General features: G+C 70.1%; 18 protein-coding genes. 1 reads left to right on the top strand and 17 read right to left on the bottom strand.

What is annotated here, in order from left to right; translation table 11 throughout:
- Positions 1-79: 79 nt before the first annotated feature.
- A complete protein-coding gene (locus tag C0216_RS03105; RefSeq protein WP_114053758.1) occupies positions 80-850 on the bottom strand; it encodes a hypothetical protein in 771 nt (256 codons plus the stop codon).
- 344 nt (positions 851-1,194) lie between these two features.
- Here C0216_RS03105 and coaA point away from each other — a divergent pair, with 344 nt between their 5' ends.
- The gene (gene coaA / locus C0216_RS03100; RefSeq protein ID WP_216827121.1) at positions 1,195-2,133 is read left to right on the top strand and encodes a type I pantothenate kinase; all 939 of its coding nucleotides are present in this window, start codon (positions 1,195-1,197) and stop codon (positions 2,131-2,133) included.
- Between the two features lie 113 nt (positions 2,134-2,246).
- Here the strand turns inward: coaA and glmM are convergent, their stop codons facing one another.
- The 16 genes from glmM to rplO all read right to left on the bottom strand — a co-directional run bounded on the left by glmM (position 2,247) and on the right by rplO (position 15,851).
- The gene (gene glmM / locus C0216_RS03095) at positions 2,247-3,605 is read right to left on the bottom strand and encodes a phosphoglucosamine mutase (protein ID WP_114053756.1); all 1,359 of its coding nucleotides are present in this window, start codon (positions 3,603-3,605) and stop codon (positions 2,247-2,249) included.
- A 125-nt stretch (positions 3,606-3,730) separates the two neighbouring features.
- Positions 3,731-4,246 carry a 30S ribosomal protein S9 gene (gene rpsI / locus C0216_RS03090; protein WP_114053755.1) on the bottom strand — a complete coding sequence of 172 codons (516 nt, stop codon included), beginning with the start codon at positions 4,244-4,246 and terminating at the stop codon, positions 3,731-3,733.
- 42 nt (positions 4,247-4,288) lie between these two features.
- Positions 4,289-4,732 carry a 50S ribosomal protein L13 gene (rplM, locus tag C0216_RS03085; protein ID WP_114053754.1) on the bottom strand — a complete coding sequence of 148 codons (444 nt, stop codon included), beginning with the start codon at positions 4,730-4,732 and terminating at the stop codon, positions 4,289-4,291.
- Positions 4,733-4,970: 238 nt separating this feature from the next.
- Positions 4,971-6,257, bottom strand: coding sequence for a glycosyltransferase family 87 protein (locus tag C0216_RS03080; RefSeq protein WP_246042291.1), 1,287 nt, complete (start codon positions 6,255-6,257; stop codon positions 4,971-4,973).
- 37 nt (positions 6,258-6,294) lie between these two features.
- Entirely contained in the window at positions 6,295-7,932 is a 1,638-nt protein-coding gene (locus C0216_RS03075; RefSeq protein ID WP_114053753.1) for an ABC-F family ATP-binding cassette domain-containing protein, read from the bottom strand.
- A 70-nt stretch (positions 7,933-8,002) separates the two neighbouring features.
- Complete coding sequence (gene truA, locus C0216_RS03070; protein WP_114053752.1) at positions 8,003-8,854, bottom strand: tRNA pseudouridine(38-40) synthase TruA; 852 nt, start codon at positions 8,852-8,854, stop codon at positions 8,003-8,005.
- A 108-nt stretch (positions 8,855-8,962) separates the two neighbouring features.
- Complete coding sequence (gene rplQ / locus C0216_RS03065) at positions 8,963-9,439, bottom strand: 50S ribosomal protein L17 (protein WP_114053751.1); 477 nt, start codon at positions 9,437-9,439, stop codon at positions 8,963-8,965.
- A gap of 132 nt (positions 9,440-9,571) precedes the next feature.
- Positions 9,572-10,594: a DNA-directed RNA polymerase subunit alpha gene (locus C0216_RS03060; RefSeq protein ID WP_003956430.1), complete on the bottom strand. Its 1,023-nt coding sequence runs from the start codon at positions 10,592-10,594 to the stop codon at positions 9,572-9,574.
- Positions 10,595-10,741: 147 nt separating this feature from the next.
- Complete coding sequence (rpsK, locus tag C0216_RS03055; RefSeq protein ID WP_003956432.1) at positions 10,742-11,146, bottom strand: 30S ribosomal protein S11; 405 nt, start codon at positions 11,144-11,146, stop codon at positions 10,742-10,744.
- 54 nt (positions 11,147-11,200) lie between these two features.
- Positions 11,201-11,581 carry a 30S ribosomal protein S13 gene (gene rpsM / locus C0216_RS03050; RefSeq protein ID WP_079429308.1) on the bottom strand — a complete coding sequence of 127 codons (381 nt, stop codon included), beginning with the start codon at positions 11,579-11,581 and terminating at the stop codon, positions 11,201-11,203.
- Positions 11,582-11,775: 194 nt separating this feature from the next.
- Positions 11,776-11,889, bottom strand: coding sequence for a 50S ribosomal protein L36 (gene rpmJ, locus C0216_RS03045; protein ID WP_003956441.1), 114 nt, complete (start codon positions 11,887-11,889; stop codon positions 11,776-11,778).
- 73 nt (positions 11,890-11,962) lie between these two features.
- The gene (gene infA, locus C0216_RS03040; protein ID WP_003956442.1) at positions 11,963-12,184 is read right to left on the bottom strand and encodes a translation initiation factor IF-1; all 222 of its coding nucleotides are present in this window, start codon (positions 12,182-12,184) and stop codon (positions 11,963-11,965) included.
- 127 nt (positions 12,185-12,311) lie between these two features.
- Positions 12,312-13,148, bottom strand: a complete 837-nt coding sequence (gene map, locus C0216_RS03035; protein ID WP_114053750.1) for a type I methionyl aminopeptidase — start codon at positions 13,146-13,148, stop codon at positions 12,312-12,314.
- A 97-nt stretch (positions 13,149-13,245) separates the two neighbouring features.
- The gene (locus C0216_RS03030; RefSeq protein WP_114053749.1) at positions 13,246-13,893 is read right to left on the bottom strand and encodes an adenylate kinase; all 648 of its coding nucleotides are present in this window, start codon (positions 13,891-13,893) and stop codon (positions 13,246-13,248) included.
- Positions 13,893-15,206: a preprotein translocase subunit SecY gene (gene secY, locus C0216_RS03025; RefSeq protein WP_114053748.1), complete on the bottom strand. Its 1,314-nt coding sequence runs from the start codon at positions 15,204-15,206 to the stop codon at positions 13,893-13,895. The genes C0216_RS03030 and secY overlap by 1 nt, the downstream gene beginning before the upstream one ends.
- A gap of 189 nt (positions 15,207-15,395) precedes the next feature.
- Positions 15,396-15,851, bottom strand: coding sequence for a 50S ribosomal protein L15 (gene rplO / locus C0216_RS03020; RefSeq protein WP_114053747.1), 456 nt, complete (start codon positions 15,849-15,851; stop codon positions 15,396-15,398).
- Positions 15,852-15,853 lie beyond the last annotated feature (2 nt).

The following is a 15,853-nucleotide window of genomic DNA, read 5'->3' as shown; positions in this document are numbered from 1 at the left end:
CCCGCACCCGGCCGAAACGAGAACCCCGCCGCGGCGAACGCGCCGGAGCGGGGTTGACGTGCTTCGAACGGGCCTTCGGTCAGCCGAGCTTCTTGACCTGCGCGTCGACGACGGCCTTCGGCTGCTCGGCGGTGCCCTTCAGGCTGACCGCGGAGAAGGTCGCCAGGGTGTTGCCCTTGCGGACGACGACGAGCTGCGTCGAGATCTTCTCGCCGTCGGCGTCGCTCTCGACCGTGTACGCCAGGGCGGCGTCGCCCGCGGTGACCGGGGTGCCCGCGGACACCTTGCTGATCTTGCCGGTGTCGCCGGCGCTGGTGGCCGTGTAGCCGCCGGCGCAGGCCGTGCCCGCGGCCTTCAGGGCGGCGAAGGCGTCATCGGCCCCCTTGCCGTCGTACGAGGCGACGGTCACGGCCGTGGCGGAGGCGCCGAGGGCGTCCATCGCGGCCTTCACCTTCTCCTCGGCGCTCGCGTTCGCCGCCGGCTCCTTCGGCTTGGCGACGACCTTGGTACGGGCGGCGCCGGTGGCCGTCCCGACCGGGGCGAGGCTCTGCGCCCTGACCAGCGGCAGGCACTCGGGCTTGTCGCTGGTGGCTGCGGCACCGAGGGCGGCCTCCGCCCCCGTGGCCTCCTTGATGAGGTGGTCGGGCAGGTCGGCCTGCTTCACGATCACCGAAGCCATCTCGGCGTCGGTCTTGCCCTTCGCGGCCGGGGCCGCCGAGGAGGCGGCGGGGGCCGGGGCGTCGGCCTTCGCCTCGCCCTTGGAGTCGGACGAGCCGCACGCGGTGGCGAGCAGCGCCAGGGACACGGCGGACGCGGTCATGACAGAACGACGGACGAAGGTGCTGCGCATGGTGGAACTCCCCCGGAAGCGGTTGCGAAACGACGAGAACGGTCCGGCGCGGCGCCACTCCCCGTGGAAGAACCCGCCCGGAAACGTTCTTGATCGGAAATCTACGCGCCCGCTCCGACAGCACCGCCATGAATAAAGCCCTGCGGCGTGATCGTGACAGCAGTGAGACCGAAACCCGCCCCTGCGCCACGTGACCGACCCCACCACCCACGCACGGCCCCCAGCCCCGACAATGGAGTGTGATCACTTCGCCGCCACGAAGCAGCACGCCGGACCCGGACTGCGGGACGGAGCGCCCCGGCCGGCCCGAGCGCACCCCGCGCCGGACCGAGGCCTCCCCGTACGTGGACCTGACCCGGGCCGAGTGGAGCGCGCTGCGCGAGCGGACGCCGCTGCCCCTGACGGCCGAGGAGGTCGAGCGGCTGCGCGGCCTCGGCGACGTCATCGACCTGGACGAGGTCCGCGACGTCTACCTGCCGCTCTCCCGCCTCCTCAACCTGTACGTCGGCGCCACCAGCAACCTGCGCGGCGCGCTGAACACCTTCCTCGGCGACGCCGGCGGCAACGGCCACGGCAGCCAGCAGGGCACCCCGTTCGTCATAGGCGTCGCCGGCTCCGTCGCCGTCGGCAAGTCCACCGTGGCCCGCCTGCTCCAGGCCCTGCTGGCGCGCTGGCCCGAGCACCCCCGCGTCGAGCGCGTCACCACCGACGGCTTCCTCTACCCGATGGAGGAGCTCCGGCGGCGCGGCCTCACCTCCCGCAAAGGCTTCCCCGAGTCCTACGACCGCCGGGCCCTGACCCGCTTCGTCGCCGACATCAAGGCTGGCAAGGACGAGGTCACCGCCCCGGTGTACTCCCACCTGATCTACGACATCGTGCCCGGCGAGCGGCTCGTCGTCCGCCGCCCCGACATCCTCATCGTGGAGGGCCTGAACGTCCTCCAGCCGGCCCTTCCCGGCAAGGACGGCCGGACCAGGGTGGGCCTCGCCGACTACTTCGACTTCAGCGTGTACGTGGACGCGCGCGCCGAGGACATCGAGCGCTGGTACCTCAACCGCTTCCGCAAGCTGCGCGCGACTGCCTTCCAGGACCCCTCGTCCTACTTCCGCAAGTACACGCAGGTCTCCGAGGAGGAGGCCCTGGAGTACGCGAAGACGATGTGGCGGACGGTCAACAAGCCGAACCTGCTGCAGAACGTCGCCCCGACCCGCGGCCGCGCCACGCTGGTCGTCCGCAAGGGGGCCGACCACAAGGTGCAGAAGCTGAGCCTGCGCAAGCTCTGAGGCTGCGGTGCGGCCCCGCCGCCCCGGGACAGGGGCCGGAGACGGCGGTGGCGCGCCCGGCGGTACCGGATGACCCGGCCGCCGGGCGCGCCACCGCGCGCCTGAGGCACTTTCTAGCCGAGGGCCGACTTCACCACGTCGGCCAGGCGCCCGGCGACCGCGCGGGCCTGCTCCAGGTCGGCGGCCTCCACCATGACGCGCACCACCGGCTCGGTACCCGACGGGCGCAGCAGCACCCGCCCCGTGGTGCCGAGCTCGCGCTCGGCGTCCACGACGGCCGCGGCCAGCTCGCCGGAGGTGGCGACCCTGGTCCGGTCGACGTCGCGGACGTTGACGAGCACCTGCGGCAGCCGCTGCATGACGCCCGCCAGCTCGGCCAGCGGCCGGCCCGTCGCCGCGACCCGCGCCGCCAGCATGAGGCCGGTCAGCGTGCCGTCGCCGGTCGTCGCGTGGTCCAGGATGATCACGTGGCCGGACTGCTCGCCGCCCAGCGCGAAGCCGTGCTCCTTCATCGCCTCCAGCACGTACCGGTCGCCGACGCCGGTCTGCACGACCCGGATGCCCTCGGCCTCCATGGCCAGCTTGAAGCCCAGGTTCGACATCACCGTGCCGACGACCGTGTCGCCGCGCAGCGAGCCGGCCTCGCGCATGGCCAGCGCCAGGACGGCGAGGATCTGGTCCCCGTCGACCTCGGCGCCCGAGGCGTCGACCGCGAGGCAGCGGTCCGCGTCGCCGTCGTGGGCGATGCCCAGGTCGGCCCCGTGCTCGACCACGGCCTGCTTGAGCAGGTCCAGGTGGGTGGAGCCGCAGCCGTCGTTGATGTTCAGGCCGTCCGGCTCGGCGCCGATCGTGATGATCTCGGCGCCCGCCCGGGCGAAGGCCTCGGGCGACACGCGGGCGGCCGCGCCGTGCGCCTCGTCCAGGACGATCTTCAGCCCGTCCAGCCGGTTGGGGAGCACCCCGATGAGGTGGGCGACGTACTTGTCGAAGCCCTCGTCGTAGTCGCTCACGCGGCCGACGCCCGCACCGGTGGGCCGGTCCCAGGGCGCGCCGGTGCGGTGCTCCTCGTAGACGGACTCGATGCGGTCCTCCAGCTCGTCGGCGAGCTTGTGGCCGCCGCGGGCGAAGAACTTGATCCCGTTGTCGGGCATCGCGTTGTGGCTCGCGGAGAGCATCACGCCGAGGTCGGCACCCAGCGCACCGGTGAGATACGCCACCGCCGGAGTGGGCAGCACACCGACGCGCAGGACGTCCACGCCCGCGCTCGCGAGGCCGGCGACGACCGCCGCCTCCAGGAACTCGCCGGAGGCCCGCGGGTCGCGGCCGACCACCGCGGTGGGGCGGTGGCCCTCGAAGGTGCCCGCCTCGCCCAGCACGTGGGCTGCCGCCACGGAGAGGCCGAGCGCGAGCTCCGCCGTCAGATCCGCATTGGCGACGCCGCGTACACCGTCCGTCCCGAAGAGTCGTCCCACAGTTGTCCTCCCACGTTCGCGCTTCGCTTGAGACCGCTAGTTATTCCGCTTGTGGCGGTAAACGAACCGCCCCGGCAGCACGGAGAGTGCTGCCGGGGCGGTTGGTGCTGAACAGCAGGCGCAGATTAGCGCTTGCTGTACTGCGGAGCCTTACGGGCCTTCTTCAGACCGGCCTTCTTGCGCTCGACCGCACGGTCGTCGCGGGACAGGAAGCCGGCCTTCTTCAGCGCCGGGCGGTTGTTGTCGACGTCCGCCTCGTTCAGCGCACGGGCGACACCCAGGCGCAGGGCGCCGGCCTGGCCGGAGACGCCGCCACCCGCGATGCGGGCGATGACGTCGTAGCGGCCGTCGAGCTCGAGCAGCTTGAACGGCTCGTTGACTTCCTGCTGGTGCACCTTGTTGGGGAAGTAGTCCTCAAGGGTGCGACCGTTGATCTTCCACTTGCCGGAGCCCGGAACGATCCGGACGCGGGCGATGGCGTTCTTGCGGCGGCCCAGGCCGGCGGCCGGCTGCGGGTCGCCGAAGCGGCCGGCAAGGGACTCGGAGGTGTAGTCGCCCTCGGCGACGACCTCGGACTCGGTGGTGTACTCCTCGACGCCCTCGAACTCGTCGACGGGGGTCTCGGCGGTGGTCTCGGCCACGATGCTCCTCAGAATTCTCTACGTCTTAGGGGGTGGCCGGAACTACTGCGCGACCTGGGTGATCTCGAACGGCACCGGCTGCTGGGCAGCGTGCGGGTGCTGGTCGCCCGAGTAGACCTTCAGCTTCGAGAGCATCTGACGGCCCAGGGAGTTCTTGGGGAGCATGCCCTTGACGGCCTTCTCGACGGCCTTCTCCGGGTTGTTCGCCAGCAGGTCGTCGTAGCGCACGGAGCGCAGACCGCCCGGGAAGCCGGAGTGGCGGTAGGCCATCTTCTGGGTCGCCTTGTTGCCGGACAGGTGGACCTTGTCGGCGTTGATGACGATGACGAAGTCGCCCATGTCCATGTGGGGGGCGTAGGTCGGCTTGTGCTTGCCCTTCAGGAGGGCAGCGGCCTGGGTCGCCAGACGGCCGAGGACAACGTCCTTGGCGTCGATGACGAGCCACTGGCGCGAGATGTCGCCGGGCTTGGGGCTGTACGTACGCACGGTCGTATGCCTTCGCTTCTTCAGTGATGGGTTCTCCCCCGAGCCTCGCGGCCCGAAGGGAAGGGTCCTGACAAGGCCACCACGGACGATCACGACAGCCCTGGTGCACTACGGGGACGCAACCCGTGTGCACCGCTGGTCATCGGCCCGGTGGACCGGCGTAAGGCCCTTTCACGTGAGAATGAGCAAGCCAATACGCATAACGAACCAGCAGAATACCCGCGGTGCCCCGGAAGGGTCAAAACGCAGCCCTGGACCCCGCCTCCGCGGGCTCCGCCGTGCGCTTGGCTCCGGGCCCCGGAAGGGTCCCTGCGATCCGTACGCCCACCAGGTTAACCCGGGCCGGCCGCAGGCACCGCCGCATCAGCGCCACCGCCAGCACACACAGCGTGAAGCAGTCCTTGAACGCCCGCCGCTTCGCCTCCAGCTGCGAGGGCCACGGCACCCCCGCCGCCTGCGGGAACAACGCCGCCCAGAACCACGGCGAGCGCGGCGCCGACCCCGCGCGCACCGCCGAGGCCAGCAGCAGCGGAACCACCACCAGCAGGTAGTGGTCGAAGGAGGGCCGCGAGACCAGGAATGCGGCGAGCATCACCATGCACGCCGTCTCCGCGAGCCGCAGCTCGCCCCCGTCCCGGTCGTCCTCCCGCCGCCAGCGGCACCGGGCCGCCCACAGGCCGCCCGCGGCCCCCAGCCCCGCGAGGAGCACCGCCACCGGCTCCGGCACGCCCAGCCGGGGCAGCACCGCGATCGGCGAGGCGTCCCAGGGCAGCGCGTACGAGTCCTGCCCCTGGAGCAGGAACGGCAGCGTCTTGGTGAAGAACAGCGACGGGCTCGGCATCAGCAGCGCCCCCGCCAGCGACAGGCCCAGCGGCACCAGCACCGCCACCGCCAGCCCCCGCCAGCGCCGGGCCAGCACGAACAGCAGCCCCAGCGGCACCAGCATCGGCTTGCAGGCGATCGCCAGCCCCACCACCAGCCCAGCGGCCGTCCAGGACCGCCGGTGCGCGAGCAGCAGGGCCGCGGGCAGCGCGGCCGCCGACACCGCCGTCCAGTTGCCGATCAGCACGAGGTTCTCGTACGGCCGGAAACCGACCGCCAGCAGGGCGAACCCGCCGACCGCGAACCGGGAGCGCGCCGGCACCGAGAACAGCCGCAGCGCGGCCCACCAGCCGGCCGCCAGCAGCGCCGACATCCCCATCGGGAGCACCCACCGCAGCACCGGCACCGGCAGCAGCGCCTCCGGCACGGCCATGAGGACCGCGCTCGGCAGGTACAGGAACCGCTTGTCCTCGTACGGGGAGCCCCCGGCCAGCAGCGTGTCGGCGGCCTTCACCACGAAGGCGTTGTCCGAGCCCCAGCCCGCCCTCAGGCTCGTCGAGACGGCGATCCCGACGACCACCGCCGCGCAGACGGCGATCCACGGCGCCGGGGCCGGCAGAAGCAGCCGGCGGGCCGCGCGGCGCCGCGCGGCCCGGTCGCGGACATCCCAATTCCTGAGCCAGGTCCCAGGCCGCAGCCGCACAACGCCTCCCCCACCGAGCGCCCCGGGGCGGCAGCCCCTAGCGCTTCCGTTCGACCCTGCGTTCGTCCCAGACGGGCTCCTGAGTCTCCCGCACCACACCGTCCGAACCGAAGACCAGGAAGCGGTCAAATGTGCGCGCGAACCACCGGTCGTGGGTGACGCACAGGACGGTGCCCTCGTACGACTCCAGCCCGTCCTGCAGCGCCTCCGCCGACTCCAGGTCGAGGTTGTCCGTCGGCTCGTCCAGCAGCAGCGCCGTGGTCCCCGCCAGCTCCAGCAGCAGGATCTGGAAGCGGGCCTGCTGCCCGCCCGACAGCTTCTCGAACGGCTGGTCGCCCTGGCGCTCCAGCTCGTAGCGGCGCAGCACCGACATGGCGCCGCCGCGGTCCTTGGCGTGCTCCGTCCACAGGATGTCGACCAGCGAGCGGCCGTACAGCTCGGGATGGGCGTGGGTCTGCGCGAAGTGGCCGGGGACCACCCGGGCGCCCAGCTTCCACTCACCCGTATGGGCGACCGGCCGCTCCCGGTCCCGCGCCAGCAGCCGCAGGAAGTGGGACTTGCCCGAGCCGTTCGAACCGAGGACGGCGACCCGCTCGCCGTAGAAGACCTCCAGGTCGAAGGGCTTCATCAGGCCGGTCAGCTCCAGGTTCTTGCAGGTCAGGGCGCGGACACCGGTCCGCCCGCCCTTCAGCCGCATCCGGATCTCCTGCTCCCGCGGCGGCTCCGGCGGCGGGCCGGCCTCCTCGAACTTCCGCAGCCGCGTCTGGGCGGCCGCGTACCGGGAGGCCAGCTCGTGGCTGACCGCGGCCGCCTGCCGCAGCGTGACCACCAGCTTCTTCAGCTGCGCGTGCTTCTCCTCCCAGCGCCGCTTCAGCTCCTCGAAGCGCGCGAAGCGCTCCTTGCGCGCCTCGTGGAAGGTGTCGAAGCCGCCGCCGTGCACCCACACGTCCGAGCCGTCGACGCCCGGCTCCACCGCGATGATCTTCTGGGCGGCCCGGGAGAGCAGCTCCCGGTCGTGGCTGATGAACAGCACCGTCTTGCGGGTGGCCCGCAGCTGCTCCTCCAGCCAGCGCTTGCCGGGCACGTCGAGGTAGTTGTCCGGCTCGTCGAGCAGCAGCACCTCGTCGGGCCCGCGCAGCAGGGCCTCCAGCACCAGGCGCTTCTGCTCGCCGCCGGAGAGCGTGCGCACCTCGCGGAACTGCGCCTTGTCGTACGGGACGCCCAGCGCGGCCGTGGTGCACACGTCCCACAGCGTCTCCGCCTCGTACCCCTGGACGTCCGCCCAGTCGCTGAGGGCCTGCGCGTAGGCCATCTGCGCGGCCTCGTCGTCGACCGTCATGATCAGGTGCTCGGCGCGGTCGACGGCCCGCGCGGCCTCCCGGATCTGCGGATGGGCCACCGACACGAGCAGGTCCCGCACCGTCGTCTCGTCCCGTACGGACCCCACGAACTGCGGCATGACCCCGAGGCCGCCGGTGGCGGTGACGGAGCCGCCGTGCGGCTGGAGCTCGCCGGCGAGCAGCCTCAGCAGGGTGGTCTTGCCGGCCCCGTTCGCCCCGACGAGGGCGGTGACGGACCCCTCCCCCACCCGGAAGGAGACGTCGGGGAGCAGCACCCGCCCGTCGGGCAGGTAGTACTCCAGGTGGCCGGCTTCGAGGTGTCCCATGCGGGGCATTCTCGCGGCCCCGGGGCGGTCCGCCCAAACGGATTACGGAGGCGGGCCGCCGCGGCGGCGGACGGGGCGCTCAGCAGCAGCCGGCGCCGGGGAGGGTGCGCATGTTGCGGGCCTCGCGGCTGCGGGCGGCCAGCAGCTCGTCGGCCGGGTAGCCGACCTCCTCCAGGGTGAGCCCGTGCGGCTTGACCACGTGGACGGAGGAGTCCCGTACGCCGGCCCGCAGGATCCTGCCCGGCCAGTCGGCGGGCCGGTGCCCGTCCCCGACGTGCAGCAGGGCGCCGACCAGGGAGCGCACCATGTTGTGGCAGAAGGCGTCGGCCCGGACCGTGGCGGTGACGATGCCGTCCGCGCCGCGCTCCCAGGACAGCTGCTGGAGGGTGCGGATGGTGGTGGCGCCCTCGCGCCGGCGGCAGTAGGCCGCGAAGTCGTGCTCGCCGAGCAGCTCGGCGGACGCCTCGTTCATCGCGCCGACGTCCAGCGGCCACGGGTGCCACAGGACGTGGCTGCGGCGCAGCGGGTCGACGCCGCCCTGGTGGTCCCCGACGCGGTAGGCGTAGCGGCGCCAGACGGCGGAGAAGCGGGCGTTGAACCCGGCGGGGGCCTCGGCGACCCTCCAGACGCGGACGTCGTGCGGGAGGCGGCCCGCAAGGCGCCTCAGCAGCTTGTCGCCGTGCTCGGCCCACACCTCCGCGGCCAGGTCGAACTGGGCCACCTGGCCGCGGGCGTGCACGCCCGCGTCGGTCCGCCCGGCCACGGTCAGCTCAACCGGGCGGGGCAGCCGCATCACGGTCTGCAGGGCCGACTCCAGCTCCCCCTGGACGGTCCGCAGCGTCCGCTGCTTCGCCCAGCCGGAGAACTGCGTCCCGTCGTAGCTCAGGTCCAGCCGTACCCGGACGTGCCCGGGCTCCACCTCGTCACTCACGCGACCGATCCTCTCAGGCTTCTCTTCACACACATGCAGAAGCGGGCCCGCCCCCCGGAAGGGGGCGGGCCCGCTCGGAGCCGTTCAGGCAGGAGGGATCCCGGGGGATCAGGCCTCCTTGGTCTCCTCGGCGTCGGCGTCGGCGGCCTTGGCCTCCGCAGCCTCGGCCTCCTTGACCGCACGCTTGGTGGCGGCCTCGGCCTCACCGGTGGCCTGCTGGGCCACGGTCAGGGCCTCGACGAGCTCGATGACCGCCATCGGGGCGTTGTCGCCGCGACGGTTGCCGATCTTGGTGATGCGCGTGTAACCACCGGGGCGGTTCTCGAAGCGCGGGGCGATCTCGGTGAAGAGCGTGTGGACGATGCTCTTGTCCGTGATCGTCTGGAGGACCAGGCGACGGTTGTGGATGTCGCCCTTCTTCGCCTTGGTGATCAGACGCTCGGCGACGGGGCGCAGGCGGCGGGCCTTGGCCTCGGTCGTCGTGATGCGGCCGTGCTCGAAGAGCGCCTTCGCGAGGTTCGCGAGGAGAAGCTTCTCGTGCGCGGCGCTGCCGCCCAGACGGGCACCCTTGGCGGGACGCGGCATGGTGTTACTCCTTCGTATCTGCACCGGCCGTGTCAGGTACCGGTGTCAGTTCCCCCGCGGCGGCCGCCGCGGGGAAGTCTTCGTGGTGCCGCCGGCGGTCGGGGCGGGGCCCCGGCCGCCGGCGGCGGCAGATCAGTACTGCTCGGTCTCGACGAAGCCGGCGTCGGCGTCGTCGTCCGCGCCGAACGCGTCGGCGGCGGCGGTCGGGTCGAACCCGGGCGGGCTGTCCTTCAGGGCCAGGCCCATGCCGGCGAGCTTCGCCTTGACCTCGTCGATCGACTTCGCACCGAAGTTGCGGATGTCGAGCAGGTCGGCCTCGGAGCGGGCGACGAGCTCACCCACGGAGTGGATGCCCTCGCGCTTGAGGCAGTTGTAGGAGCGGACCGTGAGCTCCAGCTCCTCGATCGGCAGCGCCAGGTCGGCGGCCAGGGCGGCGTCCGTGGGGGACGGGCCCATGTCGATGCCCTCGGCGTCGATGTTGAGCTCGCGGGCCAGGCCGAACAGCTCGACCAGGGTCTTGCCGGCGGACGCCATGGCGTCGCGCGGGCGCATGGCCTGCTTGGTCTCGACGTCGACGATCAGCTTGTCGAAGTCGGTGCGCTGCTCGACACGGGTCGCCTCGACCTTGTAGGTGACCTTGAGCACGGGGCTGTAGATGGAGTCGACCGGGATGCGGCCGATCTCCTGGCCCACCTGCTTGTTCTGGACGGCGGAGACGTAGCCGCGACCGCGCTCGACGGTCAGCTCCATCTCCAGCTTGCCCTTGCCGTTCAGGGTGGCGAGGACCAGGTCCGGGTTGTGCACCTCGACACCGGCCGGGGGCGCGATGTCGGCGGCGGTGACCAGGCCGGGGCCCTGCTTGCGCAGGTACATCACGACGGGCTCGTCGTGCTCCGAGGAGACGACCAGCTGCTTGATGTTGAGGATGAGGTCGGTCACGTCCTCCTTGACGCCCGGCACGGTGGTGAATTCGTGCAGGACGCCGTCGATGCGGATGCTGGTGACAGCGGCACCCGGGATCGAGGACAGGAGGGTACGGCGCAGGGAGTTGCCGAGGGTGTAGCCGAAGCCCGGCTCCAGGGGCTCGATCACGAACCGGGAGCGGTACTCGTCGACGACCTCTTCGGTCAGCGAGGGACGCTGAGCGATAAGCATGTCTTTTCCTTCAGTCGTGGACGCCCACTATTTGACGCCCGACGGGTGCCGTCCCGGAGGACGGCCGGTGTAGCAAGGGTACGGGCGGCACGGCCCCCGAAGGGGTCGTACCGCCCGGACACTCAAGGACGCACAGGCGCGCTTGCGTCAGACGCGGCGGCGCTTCGGCGGACGGCAGCCGTTGTGCGGGGTGGGGGTGACGTCCTGGATCGAGCCGACCTCGAGGCCGGTGGCCTGGAGGGAGCGGATCGCGGTCTCACGGCCGGAGCCGGGACCCTTGACGAAGACGTCGACCTTGCGCATGCCGTGCTCCTGCGCGCGGCGGGCGGCCGACTCGGCGGCCATCTGCGCGGCGAAGGGGGTGGACTTGCGCGAGCCCTTGAAGCCGACGTGGCCGGCGGAGGCCCAGGAGATCACGTTGCCCGAGGGGTCCGTGATCGAGACGATCGTGTTGTTGAACGTGCTCTTGATGTGGGCGTGCCCGTGAGCGACGTTCTTCTTTTCCTTGCGGCGCACCTTCTTGGCAGCGCCCTGACGACCCTTGGGGGGCATGTCAAACTCCTACGGGAGGTGGTCGGTCCTACAGCGCAAGACCGCTGAACAGGACTACTTCTTGCCCGGCTTCTTCTTGCCGGCGATCGCGCGACGCGGGCCCTTGCGGGTACGCGCGTTCGTGCTGGTGCGCTGACCGTGCACCGGGAGGCCGCGACGGTGGCGGATGCCCTGGTAGCACTGGATCTCGATCTTGCGGCGGATGTCGCCCTGGATCTCGCGGCGGAGGTCACCCTCGGTACGGAGGTTGGCGTCCACGTACTCGCGGATCTTGACGAGGTCCTCTTCGGCCAGGTCACGAACGCGGGTGTTCGGGTTCACGCCGGTCGCGGCGAGGATCTCCTTGGACCGGGTGCGCCCGATACCGAAGACGTAGGTGAGTGCGATCTCCACACGCTTTTCGCGCGGGATGTCGACACCGGAAACGCGTGCCATTCAATGGCTCCTGTGTGTTCGGGGGTCTTCCGCAGAACCGCTCCCGACCGCCGACCGCCGAAAGGCGGTGGTACGTCCGGGTCCCCGGCCCCCGCCGGAGGTATCGCCGGCCCTGTCGGGCTGGGCGGGTCCTGCGTATGTACGTTTTCTTACGTCGCGCGAAGAACTGCGAAGTGCAGGTCGGTCGGCGTGCGTCAGCCCTGGCGCTGCTTGTGGCGCAGGTTGTCGCAGATGACCATGACCCGGCCGTGACGGCGGATCACCTTGCACTTGTCGCAGATCTTCTTGACGCTCGGCTTGACCTTCATGTGTCTGAGGTTCTCCGGGTCAGTGCCACCACCCGCACCGGGACCATCGCCCAGGCAGGAGTGAGAGCAAGATCTACTTGTATCGGTAGACGATCCGGCCACGCGTCAGGTCGTACGGAGAGAGCTCCACCACGACCCGGTCATCAGGAAGGATGCGGATGTAGTGCATGCGCATCTTGCCGCTGATGTGCGCGAGGACCTTGTGACCGTTCTGGAGCTCCACCTTGAACATGGCGTTCGGGAGGGACTCGATCACGGTGCCCTCGATCTCGATGGCACCTTGCTTCTTGGCCACGCTTCGCCTTTCGAATCGGCTACCTTGATCGGCCACGGGCATGGAGATGCACGCAAGCCGACGAGTCAGTCTACGTCAGGGCACCCAGAAAGACGAATCCGGAAAGTTTGCCCATGAGTCTAGATCATTAACCGAGAGGGTCCGGGGCCGTGGTGACCCCGTACTCCGCCAGCTTCGCCTTGCCGCAGTCCGGGCTGGTCAGGACGATCGGACCGGCCTCCGTCAGGGCCACCGAGTGCTCCCAGTGCGAGGACCAGGTTCCGTCCGTGGTGACCACCGTCCAGTCGTCGGCCAGTACCTCCGTCCGGGCGGTTCCCAGGGACACCATGGGCTCGATCGCCAGGCACAGGCCCGGCACCAGCCGGACGCCCTTGCCCCGCTTGCGCGAGACGTAGTTCAGCAGGTGCGGGTCCATGTGCATCTCGGAGCCGATGCCGTGGCCGCCGTAGTCCTCGATGATGCCGTACTTGCCGCTGGACGGGCGGGGCTGACGGCGGATGTAGCCCTCGATGGCCTTGGAGATGTCGACCAGGCGGTTGCCGTTCTTCATCGCCGCGATGCCGGCCCACATCGACTCCTCCGTCACCCGGGAGAGCTCGACCAGCTCCGGGGCGTGCCCGGTGCCCACGAAGGCCGTGAAGGCCGCGTCGCCGTGCCAGCCGTCGACGATCGCGCCGGCGTCGATCGAGATGATGTCGCCGTCCTTGAGGACCGTCTTGTCGTCCGGGATGCCGTGGACGACGACCTCGTTGACCGACGTGCAGATCGTGGCGGGGAAGCCGCCGTAGCCGAGGAAGTTCGACTTCGCCCCGGCGTCGGCGATCACCTTGCGGGCGACCATGTCCAGATCCCGCGTCGTGGCGCCCGGCACGGCCGCCTCACGGGTCGCCGCGTGGATGGCGGCGACGACCAGCCCCGCCTCGCGCATCTTCGCGATCTGCTCGGGGGTCTTGATCTGGACCATGGGGCACTTCCACCTTCGGATCTGCTGCTTCGGGTTCACTCAACAGTACGGCCGCGGCGTCCTCCGGACACCGCGGCCGACCTGCACCACAGGGGTACTACTTCTTCAGGGCGTCCATCGCGCGCTGCGTGACGTCCGCGACCTCGCCCAGGGCCGGGATGGTCACCAGCAGGCCCTGCGCCTTGTAGTAGTCGATGATCGGCTCGGTCTGCGTGTGGTAGACCTCCAGCCGCGTCCGGACCGTCGCCTCGGAGTCGTCGTCGCGCTGGTACAGCTCGCCGCCGCACTTGTCGCAGACGCCCTCGGTCTCCGGCGCCGCGTACACGACGTGGAAGACGTGCGACGAGTCGTTGCGGCAGATCCGGCGGCCGGCGATGCGCTTGACCACCTCGTCCTCCTCGACCTCCAGGTCGAGGACGGCGTCCAGCTTCATCCCCGCGGCCTGGAGCATCACGTCCAGCGCCTCCGCCTGCGAGACGTTGCGCGGGAAGCCGTCGAGGAGGAAGCCCTTCTCGGCGTCCGGCTGCTCCATGCGGTCCTTGGCCATGCCGATCGTGATCTCGTCGGGGACGAGGTCGCCGGCGTCCATGAACGCCTTGGCACGGCGGCCCAGCTCGGTGTTCTGGCTGATGTTGGCCCGGAACAGGTCGCCCGTGGAGATGTGCGGGATCGACAGGTTCTTCGCAAGGAACGCGGCCTGCGTTCCCTTGCCCGCACCGGGCGGTCCGACGAGGACGATACGCATCAGCGGAGGAACCCTTCGTAATTGCGCTGCTGGAGCTGGCTCTCGATCTGCTTCACGGTTTCCAGACCCACACCCACGATGATGAGGATGCTCGTCCCGCCGAACGGGAAGTTCTGGTTCGCTCCGAAGCCGGCCAACGCCATCGTCGGCACTAGAGCGATCAGACCCAGGTACAGCGACCCCGGCCAGGTGATCCGGTTGAGCACATAGCTCAGGTACTCGGCGGTGGGTCGACCGGCGCGGATACCCGGGATGAACCCACCATACTTCTTCATGTTGTCTGCAACTTCCTCGGGGTTGAACGAAATCGCCACGTAGAAGAAGGCGAAGAAGACGATCAGGAGGAAGTAGGTGGCGATGTAGTACGGGTGGTCACCCGTGACGAAGTGCTTTTGGATCCAAACCGCCCAGTCTGCGGTGGATCCGCTGAACTGCACGATCAGCGCCGGGATGTAGAGCAGCGACGAGGCGAAGATGACCGGAATCACACCGGCCTGGTTCACCTTGAGCGGGATGTAGGTCGAGGTGCCGCCGTACGCGCGCCGGCCGATCATGCGCTTCGCGTACTGGACCGGGATGCGCCGCTGCGCCTGCTCGACGAAGACCACCAGGGCCACCATCGCGAGGCCCACCAGGATCACCACGCCGAACTCGACCCAGCCGTCGGCGATCTTGCCCTGGAGCTTGATCTGCCACAGCGCACCGATGAAGCCGGCGGCGATCGAGATGAACATCAGGATGGACATGCCGTTGCCGATGCCGCGGTCGGTGATGAGCTCACCGAGCCACATGACGAGGCAGGTGCCCGCGGTCATGGTGACCACCATGACGATGGTCGTGAAGACGGAGCGGTCCGGGACGATCTGCGCGGCGACCGGGCAGCCCTGGAAGAGGGCGCCCGTGCGGGCGGTGGCGACGAGGCCGGTGCCCTGGAGGATGGCGAGGGCGACCGTCAGGTAGCGCGTGTACTGCGTGATCTTGGCAGTACCGGCCTGGCCCTCCTTCTTCAGGGTCTCCAGCTTCGGGATGACCACGGTCAGCAGCTGCAGGATGATGCTCGCCGTGATGTACGGCATGATCCCGAGCGCGAAGACCGTGATCTGCAGCAGCGCACCGCCGCTGAACATGTTGACGAGACCGAAGAGGCCGTTGCTGCTTCCGGCCTGGTCGACGCAGATCTGGACGTTCTTGTAGCTCACGCCGGGAACCGGGATGTGAGACCCGAGCCGGAACAGCACGATGATGCCGAGCGTGAAGAGCAGCTTCTTGCGCAGGTCGGGCGTCTTGAACGCCCGGGCGAACGCGGTGAGCACGGTGCCTCCTGCGACCCCCGCGCTACTGCGTCAGAGGTGACGGTCTGAGGTTCGACGAATACGTACAAGCAAAGGTGCAGGCCACCTTACCGGCGACTGCGCCCCCCGTGGAACGACCAACCGGGGATGCCCCATATGTGAGGCATCCCCGGTCGGGTTTACTCGCTCTGTGTCACGTGGCCGTCTGGATCAGACGAGCTCGGTGACGGTGCCGCCGGCGGCGGCGATCTTCTCCTTGGCAGAGGCGGAAACGGCGTCCACCGAAACCGTCAGCGCCACGGAGATCTCGCCCTGGCCCAGGACCTTGACGAGCTGGTTCTTGCGAACCGCACCCTTGGCGACCAGGTCGGCCACCGTGACCTCGCCACCCTGCGGGTAGAGCGCGGCCAGCTTGTCCAGGTTCACGACCTGGAACTCGGTGCGGAACGGGTTCTTGAAGCCCTTCAGCTTCGGCAGGCGCATGTGGAGGGGCATCTGCCCACCCTCGAAGCGCTGCGGAACCTGGTAGCGGGCCTTCGTACCCTTGGTACCACGACCTGCCGTCTTACCCTTGGACGCCTCACCACGACCCACGCGGGTCTTGGCGGTCTTGGCGCCCGGGGCGGGACGGAGGTTGTGGGCCTTGAGCGGGCTGCTTTCAGCCATGA

The sequence above is a fragment of the Streptomyces globosus genome (assembly GCF_003325375.1).
Taxonomy (GTDB): Bacteria; Actinomycetota; Actinomycetes; order Streptomycetales; family Streptomycetaceae; genus Streptomyces; species Streptomyces globosus_A.
The sequence above is the reverse complement of the archived record's forward strand: the minus strand, read 5'-3'. Positions and strand labels throughout refer to the sequence as shown.

Excerpts from the sequence above, each read along its gene's own strand:
- rpsK (WP_003956432.1), bottom strand. The coding sequence starts at position 11,146 with ATGCCCCCCAAGGGTCGTCAGGGCGCTGCCAAGAAGGTGCGCCGCAAG.
- C0216_RS03105 (WP_114053758.1), bottom strand. The coding sequence starts at position 850 with ATGCGCAGCACCTTCGTCCGTCGTTCTGTCATGACCGCGTCCGCCGTG.
- C0216_RS03075 (WP_114053753.1), bottom strand. The coding sequence starts at position 7,932 with ATGCCCCGCATGGGACACCTCGAAGCCGGCCACCTGGAGTACTACCTG.
- C0216_RS03030 (WP_114053749.1), bottom strand. The coding sequence starts at position 13,893 with ATGCGTATCGTCCTCGTCGGACCGCCCGGTGCGGGCAAGGGAACGCAG.
- rpsM (WP_079429308.1), bottom strand. The coding sequence starts at position 11,581 with ATGGCACGCGTTTCCGGTGTCGACATCCCGCGCGAAAAGCGTGTGGAG.
- rplQ (WP_114053751.1), bottom strand. The coding sequence starts at position 9,439 with ATGCCGCGTCCCGCCAAGGGTGCCCGTCTGGGCGGCAGCGCCGCGCAC.
- map (WP_114053750.1), bottom strand. The coding sequence starts at position 13,148 with ATGGTCCAGATCAAGACCCCCGAGCAGATCGCGAAGATGCGCGAGGCG.
- rpmJ (WP_003956441.1), bottom strand. The coding sequence starts at position 11,889 with ATGAAGGTCAAGCCGAGCGTCAAGAAGATCTGCGACAAGTGCAAGGTG.
- rplO (WP_114053747.1), bottom strand. The coding sequence starts at position 15,851 with ATGGCTGAAAGCAGCCCGCTCAAGGCCCACAACCTCCGTCCCGCCCCG.
- C0216_RS03060 (WP_003956430.1), bottom strand. The coding sequence starts at position 10,594 with ATGCTTATCGCTCAGCGTCCCTCGCTGACCGAAGAGGTCGTCGACGAG.